This window comes from Bordetella genomosp. 12, from assembly GCF_002261355.1.
GTDB lineage: Bacteria > Pseudomonadota > Gammaproteobacteria > Burkholderiales > Burkholderiaceae_B > Bordetella.
On sequence record NZ_NEVU01000001.1, the window covers coordinates 214,173 to 234,215 of the forward strand.

A 20,043-nucleotide genomic window follows, 5' to 3' on the forward strand; every position below is an offset into this window, starting at 1 on the left:
ATGAGCAGCGTCATAGTCGATCACGTGTCGCCCGGCCTGGGCCACGATGACCACCACCATCACGCCGTCCCCACGGGCTGGCGCCGCTGGCTGTTTGCGACCAACCACAAAGACATCGGGACGATGTATCTCATCTTCTCGTTCGTCATGCTGCTCGAAGGCGGCACGCTGGCCCTGTTGTTGCGCACCGAGCTGTTCGAGCCGGGGTTGCAGTTCTTCCGGCCGGAGCTGTTCAATCAGTTCACGACCATGCACGGCCTGATCATGGTGTTCGGTGCCATCATGCCGGCCTTCGTGGGCTTTGCGAACTGGATGATTCCCTTGCAGATCGGCGCCTCGGACATGGCCTTTGCGCGGATGAATAATTTCAGCTTCTGGCTGTTGCCCGTCGCCGGCCTCATGCTGACCGTGTCGTTCTTCGTGCCTGGCGGGGCCACGGCGGCGGGATGGACCCTGTATGCGCCGCTGTCGGCCCAGATGGGGCCGGGGATGGACCTGGCGATTTTCGCCATGCACATCATGGGCGCCTCGTCCATCATGGGGGCGATCAACATCATCGTCACCATCCTGAATATGCGCGCCCCAGGCCTGACGTTGATGAAAATGCCGCTGTTCTGCTGGACCTGGCTGATCACGGCGTTTCTGCTGATCGCGGTGCTGCCGGTACTGGCCGCGGCGATCACCATGGTGCTGACGGACCGCCATTTCGGTACGGGGTTTTTCAATGCGGCCGCGGGCGGCGATCCGGTGCTCTACCAGCATGTGTTCTGGTTCTTCGGGCATCCCGAGGTCTACATCATGATTCTGCCGGCGTTCGGCATCGTCTCGGCCATCGTGCCGGCCTTCGCGCGCAAGCCGCTGTTCGGCTATGCCTCCATGGTGTATGCCACCGCCTCCATCGCGGTGCTGTCCTTCATCGTCTGGGCGCACCATATGTTCACCACCGGCATGCCGGTCACGGGCCAGCTCTACTTCATGTACGCCACCATGCTGATCTCCATTCCGACCGGCGTGAAGGTCTTTAACTGGGTGGCGACCATGTGGCGCGGGTCCATGACCTTCGAGACGCCCATGCTGTTCGCGGTGGGGTTCATCTTCGTGTTCACCATGGGCGGCTTTACCGGCCTGATCCTGTCGGTGGCGCCCATCGATATCCAGGTGCACGACACTTACTACGTGGTGGCGCACTTCCATTATGTGCTGGTCGCGGGGTCGTTGTTCGCGCTCTTTGCGGGCACGTATTACTGGCTGCCCAAATGGACCGGCCATATGTACAGCGAGAAGCTCGGCAAGCTGCATTTCTGGTCTTCGCTGATTTCTTTCAACGTGACCTTCTTCCCCATGCACTTTCTCGGCCTGGCCGGGATGCCGCGCCGTTACGCGGACTACGCGGCCCAGTTCACGACCTTTCATCAGATTGCCACCATTGGCGCCTTCTGGTTCGGGCTCTCGCAATTCATATTCCTGTGGGCGGTGATCCGGTGCTATCGCGGCAAGGGTGAAGTGGCCCCCGCCAAGCCCTGGGACGGCGCAGAAGGGCTGGAATGGACGGTGCCTTCGCCGGCGCCCTTCCATACCTTCGAAACCCCGCCGCAAGTCAAATGAGCCCCGCCATGACCGCGCAACAACGCCGCCGCAACCGTGTCGCCGGATTGATCCTGCTGCTTTTCGTGCTGGCGATTTTTGGCTGGACCTTCGTGCGCGGCGCGGGATTCCTGAGCCGCATGGCGGGGCAGTAGCGCCATGAGCGAGGATCTGCACCAGTCCGCGCAACGCAAGCTGAGTTTCTTGCAGACGCTCAAAGCGGTGGCCTGGGCGTTCTTCGGGGTGCGCAAGGGGGCGGGCTACCGTCAGGACATTGCCCAGTTGAATCCGGTCCATGTCATTCTGGCCGGCTTGTTGGGCGCCGTGCTATTCGTCGTCGTGCTGGTGATGATCGTCCGTTGGGCGGTCGCCAGCCTGACCTGAGCAAGTCGATACTTTCGTTGCAGGGAGAGAACCATGGGTGCAAGTCACTCCGCTCAAGGCAAAGAAGCGCCGTACTACTACGTGCCGGCCGACTCCGGCCATCCCGTTCGCACCGCGCTGGCCCTGCTGATCGTCGGCATGGGCGCGGCGGCCTGGGTCAATGGCGTGGGCTGGGGAAAATGGGCGGTGCTGGTCGGCTTTCTGGGCGTCGTCACCGTGCTGTACTTCTGGTTTGGCGACGCCATTGCCGAATCCGAGAGCGGGCTGTTCAGCAAGCGCGTCGATCTTTCCTACCGCTGGGGGATGGGCTGGTTCATCTTCTCGGAGGTCATGTTCTTCGCCGGTTTCTTCGGCGCGCTCTGGTATGTGCGCACCATCACCACTCCCTGGCTCGGGGACATGGATCACCGGCTGATGCTGTGGCCGGATTTCCAGGCGGTATGGCCCAACTTCGGGCCGGCCGGGGTGGTCGAACACTTTCAGACCGTGGGGCCCTTCTGGCTGCCCACCATCAACACCGCGCTGCTGTTGACCTCGGGCGTGACCCTGACCATCTCGCATCACGCGCTGCGCGCCGACCATCGCCGCACGGCCGTGTGCTGGCTGGCGGCCACGGTGTTGCTGGGTTTTATCTTCGTGATCTGCCAGGCCTATGAATATCATCACGCCTATACCGAACTGAATCTGAAGTTCAACTCAGGCGCGTATGGGTCGCTGTTTTACATGCTCACCGGCTTTCACGGCTTTCATGTGATCATGGGCGCGACCATGCTGACGGTGATTCTGGTGCGTTTGTGCCGGGGGCATTTCACCGCCAATCATCATTTCGGCTTTGAAGGCGCGGCCTGGTATTGGCACTTCGTGGATGTGGTCTGGCTGGGCCTGTACTTGTTCGTGTATTGGTTCTGAGCCGCCGGCCGCGGGCCGGATGCCCCCGGTGACGGGGGCAGGCTTTTGCGGGGTCAGCGCAGGCCGGTGCTCTGTATCCACCCAAAATAGTTGGCGATGAGGACAAACAGAAAGAGCGCCACGGACAGTCCGATGCGCACGGTAAGGGCATTGACGGTACGGTTGGTGCTGCCTTTATCCTTCATCAGATAGAACAAGGCCGACCCCAGGCTGGCCAGGATACCGATGAAGGCCACGACGACGATGACGCGCATGCCGGCCTCCACTGAAAACAAAATTATTGCAGACATGGCACGCCCGCATTCGCCCCGGATTACCCTGATAGCCCTGATTTTGCTGGCTGGGGTGGCGGCGGTCTGTCTCTCCCTGGGCAGCTGGCAGTTGCGCCGCGCCGACGAGCGCCGGGCGGTGCTGGCGGCCATCGAGGCCGGCCGCAGCCAGGCCCCGCTGGCCTTGAGCGCTGCCAGCGTGCCCGGCGATTTTGCCGCCTGGCGGCCGGCGCGGGCGCAGGGCCAATGGCTGGCGCAGTACAGCGTCTGGCTGGACAACCGCAATCATGATGGGCGGCCGGGGTATTGGCTGGCCACGCCGCTGGCGCTGGCGCCGGGCGGGCCGGCCGTGCTGGTGCTGCGCGGCTGGTTGCCGCGCCAGCCGGGCGCCGCTCCCGTGGCGCCGGCCGCGCCGCCGGGCAGCGTGGCCGTGCAGGGTGAGCTGGCCGCGCATGTGCCGCGCCTGTTCGAGCTGTGGAACGCAGGCGGCAGCGCCACGCTGCCCGTGCGCCTGGCGCCCGGGCAACTGCCCACGGTGCAGAATCTGGATCTGTCCGCGTATGCGCAGGCGACAGGGCTGCGGCTGTTGCCCGTGGTCTTGATGCAGACCTCTGCGGCCGGGGATGGTTTGTTGCGGGATTGGCCACAACCTTCCGTCGACTTTCATCAGAACCAGGGCTATGCCCTGCAGTGGTTTTCCTTTGCGACCATCGCCGTGCTGGCCGCCGTGGCGCTGGCCTGGCGCGCCTGGCGCCGGCGGCCCCTGCCATGACTGCCCCGACCGCCATGACCCGTAACGCTTCCCTGCTGCCGCTGGTGTTGATTTTCCTCTGTGCCCTGGCGCCCATCCTGGGCGCCGTGCTGGTCTACCACAACCCGCAATGGTGGCCGCAGGACGCCAGCAATTACGGCCGGCTGGTGCAGCCGCAGCGGCCCTTGCCCGGCGCCGAGCAGCTCCAGCTGACCACACTGGATGGCAAGGTCTTCGATCCGGCGACGCTGCGGGGGCAATGGTTGCTGATCTCGGCCGACCAGGGCGAGTGTCCGCAGGCGTGTGCGCGTAAACTATTCGTCGCGCGCAATGCGCATGCCAGCCAGGGCAAGAATGTCGATCGCGTCACGCGCGTGTGGTTCATCACCGACGAGGCGGACGTTCCCCAGAAGGTGCTCGATGCCTATCAGGGCACCCTCATGCTGCGTGCGCGCGCCGATCAACTGGCCCGTTTTCTGCCGCCGGATACCACCGGCGGCTTGTTGGGGCCGATTTGGGTGGTTGACCCACTGGGCAACCTGATGTTGCAGTTCCCCGCCGATGCCGATGGCGTCAAGGTGCGCAAGGATCTCAGCAGGCTTTTGTATAACTCGCGTATTGGCTGAGTCCATGGACCGCATCATTGAGCGTTATCGCAAACTCGTTTTTTTTACCTGGTTTCTCACGCTGGACCTGATCATGTTCGGCGCTTTCGTGCGCCTGACCGACTCCGGCCTGGGCTGTCCGGACTGGCCTGGATGCTATGGCAAAGCCACGCCGCTGGGCGCGCTGCCCGACATCCACCAGGCGGCGCGCGACATGCCCTTCGGGCCGGTGACGCTGTCCAAGGCCTGGATCGAGATGATCCACCGCTACGTGGGCGCGCTGCTGGGCCTGCTCATTATCACCATCGTCTACATGGCGTGGCGTTACCGCCGGCAATTGGGTAGATCGCCCGCCTTGGCGAGCGCGGCGCTGGTGGCCGTCTGCGTGCAGGGCGCGTTCGGGGCCTGGACGGTCACGCACAAACTGATGCCGGCCGTGGTGACGGCGCATCTGGTGCTGGGCCTGTCGCTGCTGGCCCTGATGACCTGGCTGGCCGCGCGCGAACGGCCGCATCTGCCGGTGCCGGCGCTGGCGGCGCGCCTGCGGCCCTGGATGGCGGTGGGCCTGATCCTGCTGGCCGTCCAGGTCACGCTCGGGGGGTGGGTAAGCACGAATTACGCGGCGCTGGCCTGCATGGACTTTCCCACCTGCCATGGCGAGTGGCTGCCGCCGATGGACTTCCATGGCGGGTTTTCGGTGATCCGCGCCCTGGGCGAGCTGCCTTCCGGCGCCATGATCTCCCAGAGCGCCCTGACGGCCATTCACTGGGTTCACCGCAACTTTGCCTTGATCGTCTTCGTCTACCTGGGGGTGCTGGCCTGGCGCATGCGCAGCCTGCCCGGCCTGTCGGGGCCGGCCCGGCTCATGCTCTTGCTGCTTGCCGCACAATTGGTGACGGGTCTGACCACGATTTTCTTCCAGTGGCCGCTGTTGATCGCCGTGCTGCACAACGGGGGCGCGGCCGGCCTGGTGCTGGCTTCGGTCCTGGTGCTGGTGCGGCTTGCCACGGCGGGCCGCCCGCCCCTGCGCAGGCTTTGAGCGCCAGGGGCGCTAAAATAGGCAAATCATGACGTCTATCGCTGCTTCCCAACCCGGATTGCTGCGCCAGTATCTCGTGCTCACCAAGCCGAGAGTCACACAGCTTGCTGTGTTCTGTGCCGTGATCGGGATGTTCTTGGCGGTGCCTGGTCTGCCTGATCTCAAACGCGTGCTGTTCGGCACCATCGGGATCTGGCTGCTGGCCGCCGCCGCTTTCGCCATCAACTGCCTGATCGAACAGGAAATCGACGCCCGTATGGCGCGCACGGCGCGCCGCGCGACGGCGCGCGGCACGATTTCGCCCGCGCAGGTCCTGAGCCTGTCCGGCTTGCTGGGCGGCGCCGGCATGCTGGTGCTCTATCACCTGGTCAATCCGCTGACCATGTGGCTGACCTTCGCCACCTTCGTCGGCTACGCGGTCATCTATACCGTCATCCTCAAGCCGCGCACGCCGCAGAACATCGTCATTGGCGGTCTGTCCGGCGCCATGCCGCCGGCCCTGGGCTGGGCCACGGTGGCCAATGCCGTGCCGGCCGAAGCCTGGGTGCTGGTGCTCATCATCTTCATCTGGACGCCGCCGCATTTCTGGGCGCTGGCGCTTTACCGCACGCAGGACTACATCAAGGCCGGCCTGCCCATGTTGCCGGTGACTCACGGCAGCAAATACACGCGCCTGCAGATCATGCTCTACAGCTTTGCGCTGTTTGCCGTGACGCTGCTGCCCTATGCCATGCGCATGAGCGGCGTGATCTATCTGCTGGCTGCCATCGGTCTGGGCGCTATCTTCGTGGGCCACGCCGTGGGCCTGTATCGACATTACAGCGACGAGCGCTCGCGGCGCCTGTTCCGCTATTCCATCCTCTATCTCTCGCTGTTGTTTGGCGCGCTGCTGGTGGATCACTGGGTCAGCGCCCTTCTTGTCTGACCGTTTTGACGGGGATTTGCTCGATGTCTGTGTTTTCGTCCACCCGCCGCCGGGCCCTGCAGGCCATTGCCGCTTTTACCGTCGCGGGGGCGCTGGCCGCCTGCGGCGAAACGCCGCCGCCGTTCAAGGGCAGCGACATCACCGGTACGCAGTTGGGCAAAAACATGGCCCTGACGGACATGAACGGCCAGCCGCGCACCTTGAAGGATTTCGCGGGCAAGGTCACGGTGGTGTTTTTCGGCTTTACGCAGTGCCCGGACGTCTGCCCCACCTCGTTGGCCGAAATGGCCCAGGTCATGCAGTTGCTCGGGCCCGATGCCGACCGCGTGCAGGTGCTGCTGGTGACGGTGGATCCGGAGCGCGACACGCCGGAAATCCTGCGGGAATATGTAACCAGCTTCGATAAACGTTTCCTGGCCTTGACCGGCAGCCCCGAGCAACTGCGGCAGGCTGCCGCCGCGTTCAAGGCCTATTACGCCAAGGTGCCCACCAAAGACGGCGGCTACACCATGGATCACACCGCGGCCTTTTATCTCATCGACGGCAAGGGCGAATCGCGCGTGCTGGCCAACAACACCCTGGGTGCGCAGGCGCTGGCCAACGATATCAAGCTGCTGCTCGACGGCCGTTGAGCCGGGCCGGGCTCAAGGCGTTTGCATGGCGGCGCGCCACGCGTCGTATGCCTGGCGGGCCGAGGGGCCCAGCTCATCTAAGCCCAGCGTCTGGCGCCGCGCCATGATCATCATGGCGTAAGGCGTGGCCAGGGCCGCGGCTTCGGCGCACAATCGAGCCTCTTCTCCTTGGGCAGGCCGCAGATTGCGCCAATAGTTGATGGCTTGTTCGAGGCTGTTGAGCGGGATGACGGTATCCATGCCTCATTGTCCCAGAATGCCGTTTTCTGTCCATCGGGAAGGCTTTGCAAAGCGTCACCATAGCAATAAGCCGAAATGGCGGCCGGGTGCTATACAACGGTCCGTCGAGTCTGCAAGGAGAGCCACCATGAACGCCCAGAGTTCGACCGGCACGCGCCGGATCCACCCTTTGTTTGCCACCGCAGCGGTGGCGGTCATCGTGCTGTGCGCTGTCGGCGTGGCGGCCATTCTGGGTTGGCTGCCGCGCAGTCCCGCCCAGGACGGCGTCCCGCAGGGTGCTGCCATGAGCGCCGAACAAGCCGCCAACAGCGGTCCCGAAGCCGCCAACCTGGCCCCCGCGGCGCCGCGCAGCCAGCCGGCGGCCAGCCCCGCGCCGGCCTGCCCCACCTGCGGCGTGGTCGAATCGCTGCGCCAGGTCCAGGTGCCCAAGCGCGACAGCAGCAATCACATCATCGGCACGGTGGCCGGCGGTGTGGTGGGCGGTGTGGTGGGCAATCAGTTCGGCGGCGGCCATGGCAAGGACGCGCTGACCGTGCTGGGCGCGGTGGGCGGCGCTTTGGCAGGGCGGGAAGTCGAGCGTAATATTAGGCAGCAAGACACCGTGACCCAATATGAGTTGACCGTGCGCATGGCCGACGGCAGCACGCGCCTGTTTCACAGCGCCCAGCCGTTTGCCTATGGCCAGGGCGCTGCCGTCCGTGTCGAAAACAATCAATTGCTGCCGCGCTGACCGGAGACCGAATGACCGATTCCAACCCCTTCGTCCTGCCTGGCATGGGCCAGGACACCGATCTCTCCGGCAATCCCTTGCTGGCCAGCATGGAAATGATGCGCCAGGCCTGGGCAAGTCTGGCGGGCCCAGGCGGGCTGGGCCAGAGCCTGCCCTTGACGCCCCCCATGAATCTCGAAGACCTGGAGCGCCGTATCGCCGAATTGCGTACGGTCGAGGGTTGGCTGCGCCTGAATCTGCAGATGCTGTCCAGCTCCATCCAGGGCATGGAGGTGCAGCGCGCCACCATCGCCACGCTACGTTCCTTCGTGGGCTCGGCTTCGGGTTCGGCTGCCGGCAGCGAGGGCGACCCCTCCCCGCTGGAAGTCGCCCTGGGTCTGCGGCCCGCCAAGGCCGACAAACCGGCCAAGCCCGAGGCGAGCGCCGCGGCTGACGGCGCCGAAGCTGCCGGATCCGAGCGCGTGAATGCGGCGGCTCAATCGGCGTCGCAGGCCTGGTGGGAATTGCTGAATCAGCAGTTCAGCCAGATTGCCGCAGCCACGGCGGCCAGCCTGCCGGCCATGATGCCCGGCATGGATGCCATGGCCCAGGCCGCTGCGGGGGGCGCCGAGAGCGCGCCGGCGGCCAAGCCTGCCTCGGCCGCGCCCAAGAAGGCCGCGCCGCGCAAGGCCGCCAAACCCGCCAAAACCGATCCCGCCAAGCCGGCGGCCGCTGCCGGCCGCGCTCGCGCGGCCAGCAAGGTCGCCCGCAAGTCCACGCGCGCCAGCTAGGCGCGCCCCGCAGGCCTGAGTACGGGCGCCCTGGCGCCCGTGTCATTTTCAAGAGTATGTCTTCTATGCTTAATGTCGTGATTCTCGCAGCCGGACTGGGCAAACGCATGCAGTCCGATCTGCCCAAGGTGCTGCATACCCTGGCCGGGCGCTCCATGCTCAGCCACGTGCTGGATAGCGCCCGCCAACTCGATCCGGCGCGCATCATCGTCGTGGTCGGCCATGGCGCCGAGCGTGTCGAGGCCGCCTACGCCGCGGAAGCGGGCCTGAGTTTTGCCTTGCAGCGGCCGCAGCAGGGCACCGGCCACGCCGTACAACAGGCCGTGCCCCAATTGACCGACGGCGATGGCGCCGATGATGCAACGCTGGTGCTCTACGGCGATGTGCCGCTGGTGCAGCCCGAGACCTTGCGCCGCCTGATGCAGGCGCGCGGACAGGGCGTGGCGGTGCTGACCGAAGTGCTGGCCGATGCCACCGGCTACGGGCGCATCGTGCGCGATGCGCAGGGCCAGATCGCCCGCATCGTCGAGCACAAAGACGCCACCGACGCCGAGCGCGCCATCCAGGAGGTCAATACCGGCATCCTCGTGGCGCCGACGGCCAAACTGAAAGACTGGCTCTCCCGTATCGACAACAACAATGCCCAAGGCGAGTACTACCTGACGGACATCATCGGTCTGGCCGTGGCCGATGGCGTGCCCGTGCATGCCGCGCATCCCGGCGCCAACTGGGAGACCCTGGGCGTGAACAGCCGTGTGCAGCAGGCCGAGCTGGAGCGCCGCTGGCAGCATGAGCTGGCGCGCCGCCAGCTCGAAGCCGGCGTGACGCTGGCCGACCCGGCCCGTTTCGATCAGCGCGGCACGCTGTCCTGCGGCCGTGACGTCTACATCGATGTGGGTTGCGTTTTCGAAGGCAAGGTCACGCTGGGCGACGGCGTGCGGGTGGGCCCGCACTGCGTCTTGCGCGACGTCGAGATCGCGGCGGGTACGCACGTGGAGGCCTATAGCCATCTGCAGCAGGCCAAAGTCGGCGCGGATGCCCGTCTGGGCCCTTACGCGCGGCTGCGTCCGGGCGCCGATCTGGCCGCGGGCGTGCATGTCGGCAATTTTGTCGAAGTCAAAAACGCGGTGCTGGGCGAAGGCAGCAAGGCCAACCATCTGGCCTATATCGGTGATGCCGATATCGGCGCGCGCGTCAACGTCGGCGCCGGCACCATTACCTGCAACTACGATGGCGTGAACAAGCACCGCACCGTCGTCGAGGATGATGTGTTCATCGGCTCGGATACCCAGCTTGTGGCGCCGGTGCGTGTGGGCCGGGGCGCGACCTTGGGCGCGGGCACCACGCTCACGCGTGATGCGCCGGCCGATGCCTTGACCCTGTCGCGCACGCGCCAGACGACGGTGGCAGGCTGGAAGCGTCCAGTCAAGAAATCGTGAGCCCGGTTGCGGCCGTAGACGCCGCCCCGGGCAAGAGCACGCCAGACGGTCTACCCGTTCCACAGCGGTATTACGCCGCCGCGACCGTGGTGGTGGGGATGAGCCTGTCGGTGCTCGACGCGACGATCGCCAACGTCGCCTTGCCGACCATCGCCGGCGACCTGAACGCGCCGCCGTCGGCGGCCGTGTGGGTGCTCAACGCCTACAACCTGGCGGTGGTCACCATGTTGCTGCCCATGTCGGCGCTGGCCGAGCGCATCGGCTTTCGCCGCATGTTCACCATCGGCCTGGCGCTGTTCACCCTGGCGTCGCTGGCCTGTGCCTTGTCCGGCTCGCTATTGCAGCTGAGCCTGGCGCGCATGGTGCAGGGCATCGGCGCGGCCACGATGATGTGTATGTTCGGCGGGTTGGTACGCAATATCTATCCCACGAGCCTGCTGGGCCGGGGCATCAGCATCAACGCCACGACCGTGGCCTTGATGTCGGTGCTGGGGCCGACGATAGGCTCTTTCATCCTGAGTGTGGCCGACTGGCGCTGGATTTTCGCCGTCAACCTGCCCATCGGCATCCTGCTCATGATGGGGCTGCGCTTTCTGCCCGAAGTGCCGCGCAATACGGCGCGCATGGATTACTTCTCGGCGCTGCTGTCCATGGTGACGCTGGGCAGTTTCATTTCCGGCGTGGATTCGCTGGCGCAGGATCCGCTGCGCAGCCTGGGCCTGATCGCCCTGTCCATCGTCACCGGGCTGTTGCTGGTGCGCCGCAGCTGGGGGCAGACCGCGCCGCTGGTGCCTATCGATTTGCTGCGCATCCGGACGGTGGGGTTTGCCGTCATGGCATCGGCCAGCACGTTCGCGGCGCAGATGTCCTCCTATGTGGCGCTGCCTTTTTACTTCCAGCACATTCTGGGGCGGCCCCATCTGGAGGTCGGCCTGTTGATGGCGGCCTGGCCGCTGGGCACAGGCCTGATCGCGCCGGTGGCCGGCTTTCTGTCGGATCGCTATTCGGCTGCCGTGTTGTCCTGCGTCGGCGCCGGCGCCATGGTGGCGGGGCTGCTGTGGCTGGTGTGTTCGCCGCTGGATGCCTCCAATGCGCGCCTGATGGTGGGCATGTTCGTGGCCGGCGTGGGCTTCGGGTTTTTCCAGACCCCCAACAACCGCGCCATGCTGGCCGCCGCGCCCCGGCATCGCAGCGGCGCGGCCGGCGGCTTGCAGGCCACGACCCGGGTATTCGGCCAGAGTTTCGGCACGGCCCTGGTGGCCATTGCCTTTGGCCTGAGCGCCGCGCACGGCCCCACCCTGGGGTTGATCGCCGCGGCGGTCTGCGCCAGCCTGGCCATCGTGGTGAACTCGGTGCGCATCGCCAAGCGCATCGGTCTGCCGCAGCGCTGAGCAGGCCGGCCCAGCTTATCGCGGGCCGGCTTCTATAATGGCAGCCGGAAGCGCCTCCTTGGGAGGCGCGAGGAATTACGAGGCTGCGCGCATGAAAATCACGGTCATAGGAACCGGCTACGTGGGCTTGGTGTCGGGCGCCTGCCTGGCGGATATGGGCAATGAAGTCATGTGCCTGGACACCAACGCCGACAAGATCGCCCAGTTGCGCCTGGGCCACATTCCCATCTACGAGCCGGGCCTGGAAGAACTGGTCCGCCGCAATGTGGCGGGCGGACGCCTGCATTTCACGGACGACGTGGTCCAGAGCGTGGCCTTCGGCAGCGTACAGTTCATCGCCGTGGGCACGCCGCCTGGCGAGGACGGCTCGGCCGACCTGCAATATGTGCTGGCCGCCGCGCGCAATGTGGCGCGCCACATGACCGCGCCCAAGGTGGTGGTGGACAAGTCGACCGTGCCCGTGGGCACGGCGGACAAGGTGCGCGCCGTCATGGCCGACGAGTTGGCCCGGCGCGGGGTGGCGCTGTCCTTCTCGGTGGCGTCCAACCCCGAGTTTCTCAAGGAAGGCGCGGCCATTGCCGACTTCATGAGCCCGGACCGCATCATCGTGGGCGCCGACGATGCGCACGCCATCGACGTGATGCGCCGCATCTACGCGCCCTTTCAGCGCACCCATGAGCGTTTGATGGTGATGGATATCCGCTCGGCAGAACTGGCCAAGTACGCGGCCAATGCCATGCTGGCCACGCGCATCTCCTTCATGAATGAAATGGCCAATCTGGCCGAGAAACTCGGCGCCGACATCGAACAGGTGCGGCGCGGCATCGGCGCGGACCCGCGCATCGGCTATCAGTTTCTCTACCCGGGCGTGGGCTATGGCGGCTCGTGCTTTCCGAAGGATGTGCAGGCGCTGGTGCGCACCGGCGCCGAGCAGGGCGAGTCCATGCAGGTCATCCGCGCGGTGGAAGCCGCCAACGAGCGCCAGAAACTGCGGCTGGCCGAGAAAGTGCGCGCCATTTATGGCGACGACCTGAGCGGCCGCCGCTTCGCGCTCTGGGGCCTGGCCTTCAAGCCCAATACGGACGATATGCGCGAGGCCCCCAGCCTGAGCATCATCGCCGACCTCACCCAGCGCGGCGCGCAGGTGCGCGCTTTCGATCCGGTGGCCATGGAGCAGGCGCGTCCGCTGTTGGCCGGCAATCCGGGCGTGACCATGACGGCCGATATGTACGAGGCGCTGGACGGCGCCGATGGCCTGCTCATCGCGACCGAGTGGAAGGTCTTTCGCGCGCCCGACTTCGAGCGCGTCAAACAGCTGCTCAAACGCGCCCTCATCATCGACGGCCGCAATCTGTGGATACCGGCGGAGATGCGCGAACAAGGTTTCGAGTACCAGGGCATCGGGCGCGCATGAAGATTCTGCAACTGAACTTCGAGAAAGGCTGGCGCGGCGGCGAGCGGCAGACGCTTTACTGCATGCGCGCATTCCGTCAAGCCGGCCACGACGTCGAGATCCTGTGCCGCGAGGGCGGGCCGCTACAGGCGCGCGCCCGCAGCGAGGGTTTCAAGACGCATGGCGTGCGCAACGTGCCGGGCCAATTGGCTTTCCTGGCGCGGCACGGCCGCGACTTCGATCTGCTGCATTCGCAGACGGCCAACACCAATACCTGGGCCGTGCTCACCAAACCCGTGCATCGCCGCCCGGTCGTGTTCTCGCGGCGCACGTCCTTCGTCGTCGAGCCGGGCGAGGAATGGAAGACTGGCTTCAAGTGGCGGCATGTGGATCTGCTGGTCGCCATCAGTGACATGGCCGCCAGCGAACCGCGCCGCCTGGGCCTTCAGCCCGTGATCATCCGCAGTGCCGTCGAGCCGCATGAGGTCGACCCGGCCAACGTGGCCAGCCTGGTCGAGGAGTTCCGGCTCACGGGCCGCAAGGTGCTGGCGACCTCCGCCGCACTCATCCGCGACAAGGATCCCGTGACGCTGGTGCGTGCCGTGGGCGAACTGGCGCGTCAGCGGCGCGACTTTGTCTTTCTGCACTTTGGGGCGGGCGGCGACCGCGAGGCCGAGGCACGCGCCGAAGTCCAGAAGCTGGGCATTGAAGACGTCTATCTGTTCACCGGCTTTCGCAAAGGGGTGGAAGACTTCTACAGCATCATGGATGTCTTCGTCATGGCCTCGTGCGAAGAGGCCTTGGGCAGCAGCGTGCTGGATGCCTTTTTGCAGCGTGTTCCGGTGGTTTCCACCGATGCCGGTGGTTTGAAGGAAAGCCTGGCCGAGGGGCGCGGCGTTCTGGTGGCGGTGGGCGACCACCACGCCATGGCGGCCGGCATGGCGCGCTGCCTGGACGATGCGGCTTTCCGGGCCGAGGTCACGCAACGCGCGTATGACTACGTGCGCACCGAGCACGACGTCACCGAGATGGGCCGGCGCTATCTGGCGGAGTTCGAGCGCCTGCTGCGCTGATCAGGCTGCCGGCGCGGCCGGCGGCAACGCCACCCGGGTGTCGAATTTGGCCCGGTGCACCGAGAAAAACGTGCGCACATTGCGCACATTGGCGTGCGCGGTAAAGGCACGGTGCGCCAGCGCGTGATAGGCCGGCATGTCGCGGACCAGCACGATGACCACAAAGTCTGGTCCGGGCGACACCCGATAGCACTGCAGCACGGCCGGCTCGGCCAGCATCAATTGTTCGAATTCGTCCAGGCGTTCCGCCGCCTGCACATCCAGCGTAATCTCCACAATAGCCGTCAGCGAACTGCCCAGGCGGCCCGCGTCGAGCAGCGCCACCTGGCGCGCGATGACGCCGGTCTCGGTCAGGCGGCGCACCCGGCGCAGGCAGGTGGGCGGCGACGCATGCACGCGCAGGGCCAATTCCTGATTGGTCAGGGCGCTGTCGCGTTGCAGTTGTTCCAGGATGCGTCGATCCAGATCGTCCAGCACGAATGCTTCGGGTGCCGCGGCGGCCAAATCCCGGTTGTTATGCATTTATATTTCAACAATTGGTAGACCAAGAAAGAATATTTAATCACCTATTTGTAAAAAAATAAACTTTCAGATTATCGAGAATATAGAAATCTAATTTCTCTTCGCTGCGCGCACAATGCGCACACTATCTTTTAAGGAGCTACGCTCATGTGCGGTATTGTTGGCGCCGTCGCCCAGCGCGACATCACTCCGGTGCTGGTCGAAGGCCTGCGCCGTCTGGAATATCGCGGCTATGACTCCTGCGGTGTCGCCGTCTATATGGACGGGCACCTGCGCCGCACCCGCAGCACCCAGCGTGTCTCCGAATTGGCCGAGCAGGTCGCCCAGGAAGGCCTGGCCGGCTTTACCGGTATCGCCCACACCCGCTGGGCCACGCACGGCGTGCCCGCCACCTACAACGCCCACCCGCACTTCTCGGCGCTGGGCAAGGACGAGCCGCGCATCGCGCTGGTCCACAACGGCATCATCGAGAACTACGCCGAACTGCGCACCGAACTGCAGCAGGTGGGCTTTGTTTTCGAAAGCCAGACCGATACCGAAGTCATCGCGCACCTGGTCAATCATTTGTACAACGGCGACCTGTTCGACGCCGTGCAGCAGGCCGTCAAGCGGCTGCATGGCGCCTATGCCATCGCCGTGTTCTGCCGCGACGAACCGCATCGTGTGGTCGGCGCACGCCAGGGCTCGCCCCTGGTCGTGGGGGTGGGCAAGGGCGAGAACTTCCTCGCTTCCGATGCCTTGGCCCTGGCCGGCACCACCGATCAGATCATCTATCTGGAAGACGGCGATGTCGTTGACCTGCAACTGGCCCGCGTGTGGATCACCGACCACGACGGCAAGCCGGTCGAGCGCAAGGTCAACACCGTGCAAGTGCATACCGGCGCGGCCGAACTCGGCCCCTACCGGCACTTCATGCAGAAGGAAATCTTCGAGCAGCCCCGCGCCGTGGGCGACACCTTGCAGGACATCGAAAGCATCACGCCCGAGCTTTTCGGCGACGCCGCCTTCAAAGTCTTCAAGGACATCGACCGCCTGCTGATTCTGGCCTGCGGCACCAGCTACTACGCCGGCCTGACCGCCAAGTACTGGATCGAGTCCATCGCCAAGATCCCGGTGGCGGTCGAAATCGCCAGCGAATACCGTTATCGCGACAGCGTGCCCGACCCCAAGACGCTGGTGGTCACCATTTCGCAATCGGGCGAGACGGCCGACACCCTGGCCGCGCTCAAGCACGCACGGTCGCTGGGCATGCCGCACACCCTGACCATCTGCAACGTGGCCACCAGCGCCATGGTGCGTGAGTGCGAGCTCTCCTATATCACCCGCGCCGGTGTCGAAATCGGCGTGGCCTCGACCAAGGCCTTCACCACCCAGCTCACCGCCCTCTTTCTGCTGACCCTGGCGCTGGCGCAGACCCGCGGGCTGCTCTCCGAGCAGCAGCAGGCCGATTACCTCAAAGCCTTGCGCCACCTGCCGGCGGCCATCAGCTCGGTACTGGCGCTCGAGCCACAGATCATGGCCTGGGCGGACCGCTTCGCCACCAAGGAAAACGCCTTGTTCCTGGGCCGGGGCATGCATTACCCCATCGCCCTGGAAGGCGCGCTCAAGCTCAAGGAAATCAGCTACATCCACGCCGAAGCCTACCCGGCCGGCGAACTCAAGCACGGCCCCCTGGCCCTGGTGACCGAGCACATGCCGGTCGTCACCATCGCCCCGAAGGACGCGCTGCTGGAAAAGCTGAAATCCAACATGCAGGAAGTGCGCGCGCGCGGCGGCGAGCTGTATGTCTTTGCGGACTCCGACAGCAAGATCGTCAACGAAGAAGGCATGCACGTCATTCGTATGCCGGAGTATTACGGCGTGCTCTCGCCCATCCTGCACACCATCCCGCTGCAGTTGCTGGCTTATCACACGGCCTGCGTGCGGGGCACCGACGTGGACAAACCGCGCAATCTGGCCAAGAGCGTGACGGTGGAGTGAGGTAGCAGACCGGGGGGCAGAGGATAGCGAAGCGGTAAGCCGGGCGCGTGGACTGAGTCCGAGCGCTTCCCCTCTGCCTGCCATCTCGGGATGACCCAAGAACGAGGGCCGCGTAAGCGGCCCTCGTTCATATGCGCGTCGAGGCTGGGCTGCGCCCAAGCGGTGCCGCGGCACCCTTGAGCCCGGGGGCGTTCAGGAGGCCCGGGACGATTCGTTTTCCAGCTCTTTTTGCCTGGCCTTTTCCCGCTTTTCTCCGTCGCGGTGCGACTTGATGGCAAAGAACATACATACGGCCAGCACGAGGAGTTTGAACGTACCGAAGACGACGGGGATCCAGAAATCCATTATTTCCTCAAAGCGCTGCGGCGGCAGCTTCATTTATTGCTTGCGGGTCAGGCTCGGGCAGGCCGGCGGCGGGGGCCGCGCAGGCGGGTTTGCCGGCACGGGGACCCGGTTCGGGGAGCGGTATACTCCCTACAAGTTGGCAGATAATACCGCTAAAATCCATACAAGTAGTTGAAACAGCAAATTTGTATGGCTAAATGTCGTGCGAAAAGCAACAAAAATCCCTACATAAAGATAGCGCATGCCTCTCTCCCCCCGTTTGAAGAAAGCCAATCTGTCCTGGGTGCGGCCGCTGGTCGCGGGCGCGGGCGCGCGCTATAGGCAGATCGCCACGCAAATCCTGACGGCGGTGGAGGACGGGGTGCTGCGGCCGGGCGACCGCCTGCCCCCGCAGCGCGAACTTGCCCAGACCCTGGGCGTGGACCTGACGACGGTCACGCGCGCCTATGCCGAAGTTCGCCAGCAAGGTATGCTGGAAGCGCAGGGCGCGGGCGGAACGTATGTGGCCTACTCCGGAGCCGGCAGCGGAGCGACGATCGATCTGGGCATGAATATCCCGCCCTTGCTCGGCAGTGCGGCATTTTCGCAGATGCTGGCGCAGGCCAGCGGCGCGGCGCAGGCGGCCGCGGACGGCATGGATTTGATGAGTTATCACGTGGGCGCGGGGGCCCAGCGGCATCGGCAGGCCGGCGCGCAATGGTTGCGGCCGATGATCGGTGAGACGGACAGCGAGCGGGTCGTGGTGTGTCCGGGCGCGCAGAGCGCCATTGCCGCGCTGCTGCTTGCCAAGAGCCAGTCCGCAGACGCCATCGCCTGTGATGCCCTGACGTATCCGGGTTTTCTGGCCGCGGCCCGCTTGTTGCAGCGGCAGGCGATCGGGGTGAAGTCGGACGCGCATGGCATGGATCCGGCCGATCTCGAGCGGGTGTGCGAGCAGCATCGCCCCGCCATGCTGTATCTGAACCCGACGATTCAGAACCCGACCACGCTGACGTTATCGCTCGAGCGGCGTGCCGCGCTGCTGCGGGTGGCGCAGAAGTACGCGCTGCCCGTGATCGAGGATGATCCCTATTGGCGCTTGGCCGAACAGGCGCCGAGCACGATGTTCTCGCTGGCCGCGCAGACGCCATCGGCGCCGGTGTACTACGTATCCACGCTGTCCAAGTGCATGGCGCCGGGGTTGCGGACCGCCTACCTGGTGGTGCCTGGCGGCGAGCCGCTGAGCCCGGTTCTGGATGCTCTGCGTTCCTTGGCGCTGATGCCCGCGGCGTGGATGACGGAGATGGCGTCGGCCTGGATCGAGTCAGGCACGGCCCTGCAATGGCTGGCGCAGGTCAAGGAAGAGCTGCGGCATCGTCAGGCCATCGCCGCGTCGATTCTGCCGGGCCCCATTCAGGCCGACCCCAACGGGCTGCACCTCTGGCTGCAGCTGCCGCGCGATATCGACCTCTACCGGTTGACGCAAACCGCGCTGCAACAGGGCGTGAGCGTCACGGACTCGGGTTCGTTTGCCGCCGGACCGGCCAGCCCCATGGCGCTGCGGGTGTCTTTGGGCGGGGCGCTGGACCGAGCGCGCCTGGCGCACGGCCTGGACTGCCTGGCGGCCTTGCTCAAGGGCGATCTCGCCCGGCGGGTGTTCCCCGTTGTCTGAGCGACGCAGCCGTTGCGCCTGCGCGTCGCGCTGACCCGCGAGTCTGCTTCCCGCGTTCGGCCAACGCGGCGGGCCAATGGGCCTGGCGCACGCAGGATACGGCGCGCGTCTTTGCGGGTATCGCGCATCGCAACTATCGTTCGCGCCCACGGATCTCGCGCATGCGTAGTGCCTTGGCCGATGTGGACACGCGTCGGTCATGGCCGCTACACCGGTGGCGCCAGCCGTTTCAATACCGATTCGCATGCGAACAGTGTCGGCTTTCAGGCTTTCGGCCCTATCGCCTGCTCGGCCGCCCGCATCAGCTGCTGGTCGGCGACAACTCCGTCTTCTGCGGCGCACCGCGCAACGTTTTCGCCCAGTTGCGCGACACGTTCTAAGCAAGGCTTGCCTGCGCGCCCATGTGCGCTAGCGTGCCGCAATCGCTTCGGCCTGCTGGCGCACCAGCAATTGCAGGAACGTCTCGCACCCTGAGCGCAGCGACTCGAACGCCGAGGTGATCAGGTAGACGGCCACGGGGAATTCCAGGTCTACCGGCCGCACGACCAGGCCGCTCCATAGTTCTTCGTCGACGCACAGCTCATTGACCAGTGCGACCCCCACCCCTTCATGCACCAAGGCGCATGCTTGTTCCGAGCGGTTGATCTCGACCAGGGGCGAGTCTTCCACGCCGGCGGCGCGCAAGTGTTTGCGTATCAGGGCACCGATGGGCATGTCCTGCTGGTAGAGGATCAAGGGCAGGCCGGTCAGGTCGCCCAGCTTGATCATGGCGCTGCGCGCAAGCGGATGCCCTTTGGGTACGGCCAGGCAAATCTTGCCGTCGAACAAGGGTGTGCAACGCAGGTTGGGATGGTCGATGGGCCAGATCGACAAGGAAAAATCGACCACCTTGCCCAATAGATCCGCCGGCATCTCTTTGATCAGACTGGTTTTGTAGGAGAAGGCAGCCGGCGGCTGTGTCGCGAGGTAGCGTTTGATCGCCCGGGGCACGACGCGCAGGCCTAGCGCCGGGCTGCTGGAGAAACTGATGCGCTCTTGCCGGTGTCCTTTCAGGTTTTCGACCAGCCCATCGATGCGGGCGGCGGCGCCATAGAGATCGTCGACCTCGCGAAAGATGACCCGGGCGTTGTCCGTGGGCAGCAAGGCGCCGCCCTTGCGCTCGAACAGTGCCAGGCCGAGGCTGCTTTCGATATTGGCCAGGGTGCGGCTGACCACGGGTTGGGAAACGAAGAGCATACGGGCGGCGCCGCTGGTCGAGCCGGTGAGCATCACCGCCCGGAAGACTTCCATATGGCGCAGCTTGAATTTCATTGTCGTCCTTGAGGGTCTATGTCTTGCAGCTATACCCGCAGTGTTAATCGCATATCTGCATCCGCTGCATCGTTCATAGAATAGCCGCCAGGTAGCCGGA

22 protein-coding genes are annotated in these 20,043 nt (G+C 65.2%); 17 read left to right on the plus strand and 5 right to left on the minus strand.

The genetic code is table 11. The features are described from left to right. The 4 genes from ctaD to CAL22_RS01050 are packed head-to-tail and all read left to right on the plus strand — an operon-like array spanning position 1 to position 2,877. Entirely contained in the window at positions 1-1,605 is a 1,605-nt protein-coding gene (gene ctaD, locus CAL22_RS01040; RefSeq protein WP_094809633.1) for a cytochrome c oxidase subunit I, read from the plus strand. An 8-nt stretch (positions 1,606-1,613) separates the two neighbouring features. Beyond that, positions 1,614-1,739, plus strand: a complete 126-nt coding sequence (locus tag CAL22_RS21395; RefSeq protein WP_279628478.1) for a hypothetical protein — start codon at positions 1,614-1,616, stop codon at positions 1,737-1,739. Between the two features lie 4 nt (positions 1,740-1,743). After that, entirely contained in the window at positions 1,744-1,968 is a 225-nt protein-coding gene (locus CAL22_RS01045) for a DUF2970 domain-containing protein (RefSeq protein WP_094809635.1), read from the plus strand. Positions 1,969-2,001: 33 nt separating this feature from the next. Continuing rightward, positions 2,002-2,877: a cytochrome c oxidase subunit 3 gene (locus tag CAL22_RS01050; RefSeq protein WP_094809637.1), complete on the plus strand. Its 876-nt coding sequence runs from the start codon at positions 2,002-2,004 to the stop codon at positions 2,875-2,877. 53 nt (positions 2,878-2,930) lie between these two features. Here the strand turns inward: CAL22_RS01050 and CAL22_RS01055 are convergent, their stop codons facing one another. Continuing rightward, positions 2,931-3,131 carry a twin transmembrane helix small protein gene (locus CAL22_RS01055; RefSeq protein ID WP_094809639.1) on the minus strand — a complete coding sequence of 67 codons (201 nt, stop codon included), beginning with the start codon at positions 3,129-3,131 and terminating at the stop codon, positions 2,931-2,933. A 34-nt stretch (positions 3,132-3,165) separates the two neighbouring features. Here CAL22_RS01055 and CAL22_RS01060 point away from each other — a divergent pair, with 34 nt between their 5' ends. Genes CAL22_RS01060 through CAL22_RS01080 form a run of 5 tightly spaced genes read left to right on the plus strand, consistent with a single transcriptional unit; the run spans position 3,166 to position 7,098 of the window. Beyond that, the gene (locus CAL22_RS01060) at positions 3,166-3,918 is read left to right on the plus strand and encodes an SURF1 family protein (protein ID WP_094811015.1); all 753 of its coding nucleotides are present in this window, start codon (positions 3,166-3,168) and stop codon (positions 3,916-3,918) included. Further along, positions 3,915-4,523: an SCO family protein gene (locus CAL22_RS01065; RefSeq protein WP_094809641.1), complete on the plus strand. Its 609-nt coding sequence runs from the start codon at positions 3,915-3,917 to the stop codon at positions 4,521-4,523. Before CAL22_RS01060 ends, CAL22_RS01065 begins: the two co-directional genes overlap by 4 nt. A gap of 4 nt (positions 4,524-4,527) precedes the next feature. Continuing rightward, a complete protein-coding gene (locus CAL22_RS01070) occupies positions 4,528-5,541 on the plus strand; it encodes a COX15/CtaA family protein (RefSeq protein WP_094809643.1) in 1,014 nt (337 codons plus the stop codon). A 28-nt stretch (positions 5,542-5,569) separates the two neighbouring features. Beyond that, positions 5,570-6,466: a heme o synthase gene (gene cyoE, locus CAL22_RS01075; protein WP_094809645.1), complete on the plus strand. Its 897-nt coding sequence runs from the start codon at positions 5,570-5,572 to the stop codon at positions 6,464-6,466. A gap of 23 nt (positions 6,467-6,489) precedes the next feature. Further along, positions 6,490-7,098 carry an SCO family protein gene (locus tag CAL22_RS01080; protein ID WP_094809647.1) on the plus strand — a complete coding sequence of 203 codons (609 nt, stop codon included), beginning with the start codon at positions 6,490-6,492 and terminating at the stop codon, positions 7,096-7,098. A 12-nt stretch (positions 7,099-7,110) separates the two neighbouring features. Here CAL22_RS01080 and CAL22_RS01085 read toward each other — a convergent pair whose 3' ends face one another. Then, positions 7,111-7,338 carry a DUF3717 domain-containing protein gene (locus CAL22_RS01085; protein ID WP_094809648.1) on the minus strand — a complete coding sequence of 76 codons (228 nt, stop codon included), beginning with the start codon at positions 7,336-7,338 and terminating at the stop codon, positions 7,111-7,113. A gap of 127 nt (positions 7,339-7,465) precedes the next feature. Here CAL22_RS01085 and CAL22_RS01090 point away from each other — a divergent pair, with 127 nt between their 5' ends. From CAL22_RS01090 to CAL22_RS01115, 6 genes are all read left to right on the plus strand, one after another. After that, the gene (locus tag CAL22_RS01090; RefSeq protein WP_094809650.1) at positions 7,466-8,068 is read left to right on the plus strand and encodes a glycine zipper 2TM domain-containing protein; all 603 of its coding nucleotides are present in this window, start codon (positions 7,466-7,468) and stop codon (positions 8,066-8,068) included. An 11-nt stretch (positions 8,069-8,079) separates the two neighbouring features. Beyond that, positions 8,080-8,838 carry a PhaM family polyhydroxyalkanoate granule multifunctional regulatory protein gene (locus CAL22_RS01095; RefSeq protein ID WP_094809652.1) on the plus strand — a complete coding sequence of 253 codons (759 nt, stop codon included), beginning with the start codon at positions 8,080-8,082 and terminating at the stop codon, positions 8,836-8,838. A 65-nt stretch (positions 8,839-8,903) separates the two neighbouring features. Then, the gene (gene glmU / locus CAL22_RS01100; protein ID WP_094809654.1) at positions 8,904-10,277 is read left to right on the plus strand and encodes a bifunctional UDP-N-acetylglucosamine diphosphorylase/glucosamine-1-phosphate N-acetyltransferase GlmU; all 1,374 of its coding nucleotides are present in this window, start codon (positions 8,904-8,906) and stop codon (positions 10,275-10,277) included. Then, positions 10,274-11,668, plus strand: a complete 1,395-nt coding sequence (locus CAL22_RS01105) for an MFS transporter (protein ID WP_094809655.1) — start codon at positions 10,274-10,276, stop codon at positions 11,666-11,668. The genes glmU and CAL22_RS01105 overlap by 4 nt, the downstream gene beginning before the upstream one ends. A gap of 91 nt (positions 11,669-11,759) precedes the next feature. Further along, positions 11,760-13,082 (plus strand): UDP-glucose dehydrogenase family protein, encoded by a 1,323-nt coding sequence (locus tag CAL22_RS01110; RefSeq protein ID WP_094809657.1) that lies wholly within the window; start codon positions 11,760-11,762, stop codon positions 13,080-13,082. Continuing rightward, positions 13,079-14,134: a glycosyltransferase family 4 protein gene (locus tag CAL22_RS01115; protein WP_094809659.1), complete on the plus strand. Its 1,056-nt coding sequence runs from the start codon at positions 13,079-13,081 to the stop codon at positions 14,132-14,134. The genes CAL22_RS01110 and CAL22_RS01115 overlap by 4 nt, the downstream gene beginning before the upstream one ends. Here CAL22_RS01115 and CAL22_RS01120 read toward each other — a convergent pair whose 3' ends face one another. Continuing rightward, positions 14,135-14,656 (minus strand): Lrp/AsnC family transcriptional regulator, encoded by a 522-nt coding sequence (locus CAL22_RS01120; RefSeq protein WP_094809661.1) that lies wholly within the window; start codon positions 14,654-14,656, stop codon positions 14,135-14,137. Between the two features lie 147 nt (positions 14,657-14,803). Between CAL22_RS01120 and glmS the strand changes: the two genes are divergently transcribed. Continuing rightward, positions 14,804-16,636, plus strand: coding sequence for a glutamine--fructose-6-phosphate transaminase (isomerizing) (glmS, locus tag CAL22_RS01125; protein WP_094809663.1), 1,833 nt, complete (start codon positions 14,804-14,806; stop codon positions 16,634-16,636). Between the two features lie 192 nt (positions 16,637-16,828). Here the strand turns inward: glmS and CAL22_RS01130 are convergent, their stop codons facing one another. Beyond that, positions 16,829-17,014, minus strand: a complete 186-nt coding sequence (locus CAL22_RS01130; RefSeq protein WP_094809665.1) for a hypothetical protein — start codon at positions 17,012-17,014, stop codon at positions 16,829-16,831. A 208-nt stretch (positions 17,015-17,222) separates the two neighbouring features. Here CAL22_RS01130 and CAL22_RS01135 point away from each other — a divergent pair, with 208 nt between their 5' ends. Next, complete coding sequence (locus CAL22_RS01135; RefSeq protein WP_244193749.1) at positions 17,223-18,632, plus strand: PLP-dependent aminotransferase family protein; 1,410 nt, start codon at positions 17,223-17,225, stop codon at positions 18,630-18,632. Positions 18,633-19,040: 408 nt separating this feature from the next. On the opposite strand, the gene CAL22_RS01140 is transcribed toward CAL22_RS01135, so the two are convergent. Then, positions 19,041-19,943 (minus strand): LysR substrate-binding domain-containing protein, encoded by a 903-nt coding sequence (locus CAL22_RS01140; protein WP_094809666.1) that lies wholly within the window; start codon positions 19,941-19,943, stop codon positions 19,041-19,043. Between the last annotated feature and the right edge of the window lie 100 nt (positions 19,944-20,043).

Excerpts from the sequence above, each read along its gene's own strand:
- ctaD (WP_094809633.1), top strand. The coding sequence starts at position 1 with ATGAGCAGCGTCATAGTCGATCACGTGTCGCCCGGCCTGGGCCACGAT.
- CAL22_RS01060 (WP_094811015.1), top strand. The coding sequence starts at position 3,166 with ATGGCACGCCCGCATTCGCCCCGGATTACCCTGATAGCCCTGATTTTG.
- cyoE (WP_094809645.1), top strand. The coding sequence starts at position 5,570 with ATGACGTCTATCGCTGCTTCCCAACCCGGATTGCTGCGCCAGTATCTC.
- CAL22_RS01050 (WP_094809637.1), top strand. The coding sequence starts at position 2,002 with ATGGGTGCAAGTCACTCCGCTCAAGGCAAAGAAGCGCCGTACTACTAC.
- CAL22_RS01140 (WP_094809666.1), bottom strand. The coding sequence starts at position 19,943 with ATGAAATTCAAGCTGCGCCATATGGAAGTCTTCCGGGCGGTGATGCTC.
- glmU (WP_094809654.1), top strand. The coding sequence starts at position 8,904 with ATGCTTAATGTCGTGATTCTCGCAGCCGGACTGGGCAAACGCATGCAG.
- CAL22_RS01120 (WP_094809661.1), bottom strand. The coding sequence starts at position 14,656 with ATGCATAACAACCGGGATTTGGCCGCCGCGGCACCCGAAGCATTCGTG.
- glmS (WP_094809663.1), top strand. The coding sequence starts at position 14,804 with ATGTGCGGTATTGTTGGCGCCGTCGCCCAGCGCGACATCACTCCGGTG.
- CAL22_RS21395 (WP_279628478.1), top strand. The coding sequence starts at position 1,614 with ATGACCGCGCAACAACGCCGCCGCAACCGTGTCGCCGGATTGATCCTG.
- CAL22_RS01070 (WP_094809643.1), top strand. The coding sequence starts at position 4,528 with ATGGACCGCATCATTGAGCGTTATCGCAAACTCGTTTTTTTTACCTGG.
- CAL22_RS01085 (WP_094809648.1), bottom strand. The coding sequence starts at position 7,338 with ATGGATACCGTCATCCCGCTCAACAGCCTCGAACAAGCCATCAACTAT.
- CAL22_RS01115 (WP_094809659.1), top strand. The coding sequence starts at position 13,079 with ATGAAGATTCTGCAACTGAACTTCGAGAAAGGCTGGCGCGGCGGCGAG.
- CAL22_RS01090 (WP_094809650.1), top strand. The coding sequence starts at position 7,466 with ATGAACGCCCAGAGTTCGACCGGCACGCGCCGGATCCACCCTTTGTTT.
- CAL22_RS01055 (WP_094809639.1), bottom strand. The coding sequence starts at position 3,131 with ATGCGCGTCATCGTCGTCGTGGCCTTCATCGGTATCCTGGCCAGCCTG.
- CAL22_RS01045 (WP_094809635.1), top strand. The coding sequence starts at position 1,744 with ATGAGCGAGGATCTGCACCAGTCCGCGCAACGCAAGCTGAGTTTCTTG.
- CAL22_RS01130 (WP_094809665.1), bottom strand. The coding sequence starts at position 17,014 with ATGAAGCTGCCGCCGCAGCGCTTTGAGGAAATAATGGATTTCTGGATC.
- CAL22_RS01065 (WP_094809641.1), top strand. The coding sequence starts at position 3,915 with ATGACTGCCCCGACCGCCATGACCCGTAACGCTTCCCTGCTGCCGCTG.
- CAL22_RS01135 (WP_244193749.1), top strand. The coding sequence starts at position 17,223 with ATGCCTCTCTCCCCCCGTTTGAAGAAAGCCAATCTGTCCTGGGTGCGG.
- CAL22_RS01110 (WP_094809657.1), top strand. The coding sequence starts at position 11,760 with ATGAAAATCACGGTCATAGGAACCGGCTACGTGGGCTTGGTGTCGGGC.
- CAL22_RS01095 (WP_094809652.1), top strand. The coding sequence starts at position 8,080 with ATGACCGATTCCAACCCCTTCGTCCTGCCTGGCATGGGCCAGGACACC.
- CAL22_RS01080 (WP_094809647.1), top strand. The coding sequence starts at position 6,490 with ATGTCTGTGTTTTCGTCCACCCGCCGCCGGGCCCTGCAGGCCATTGCC.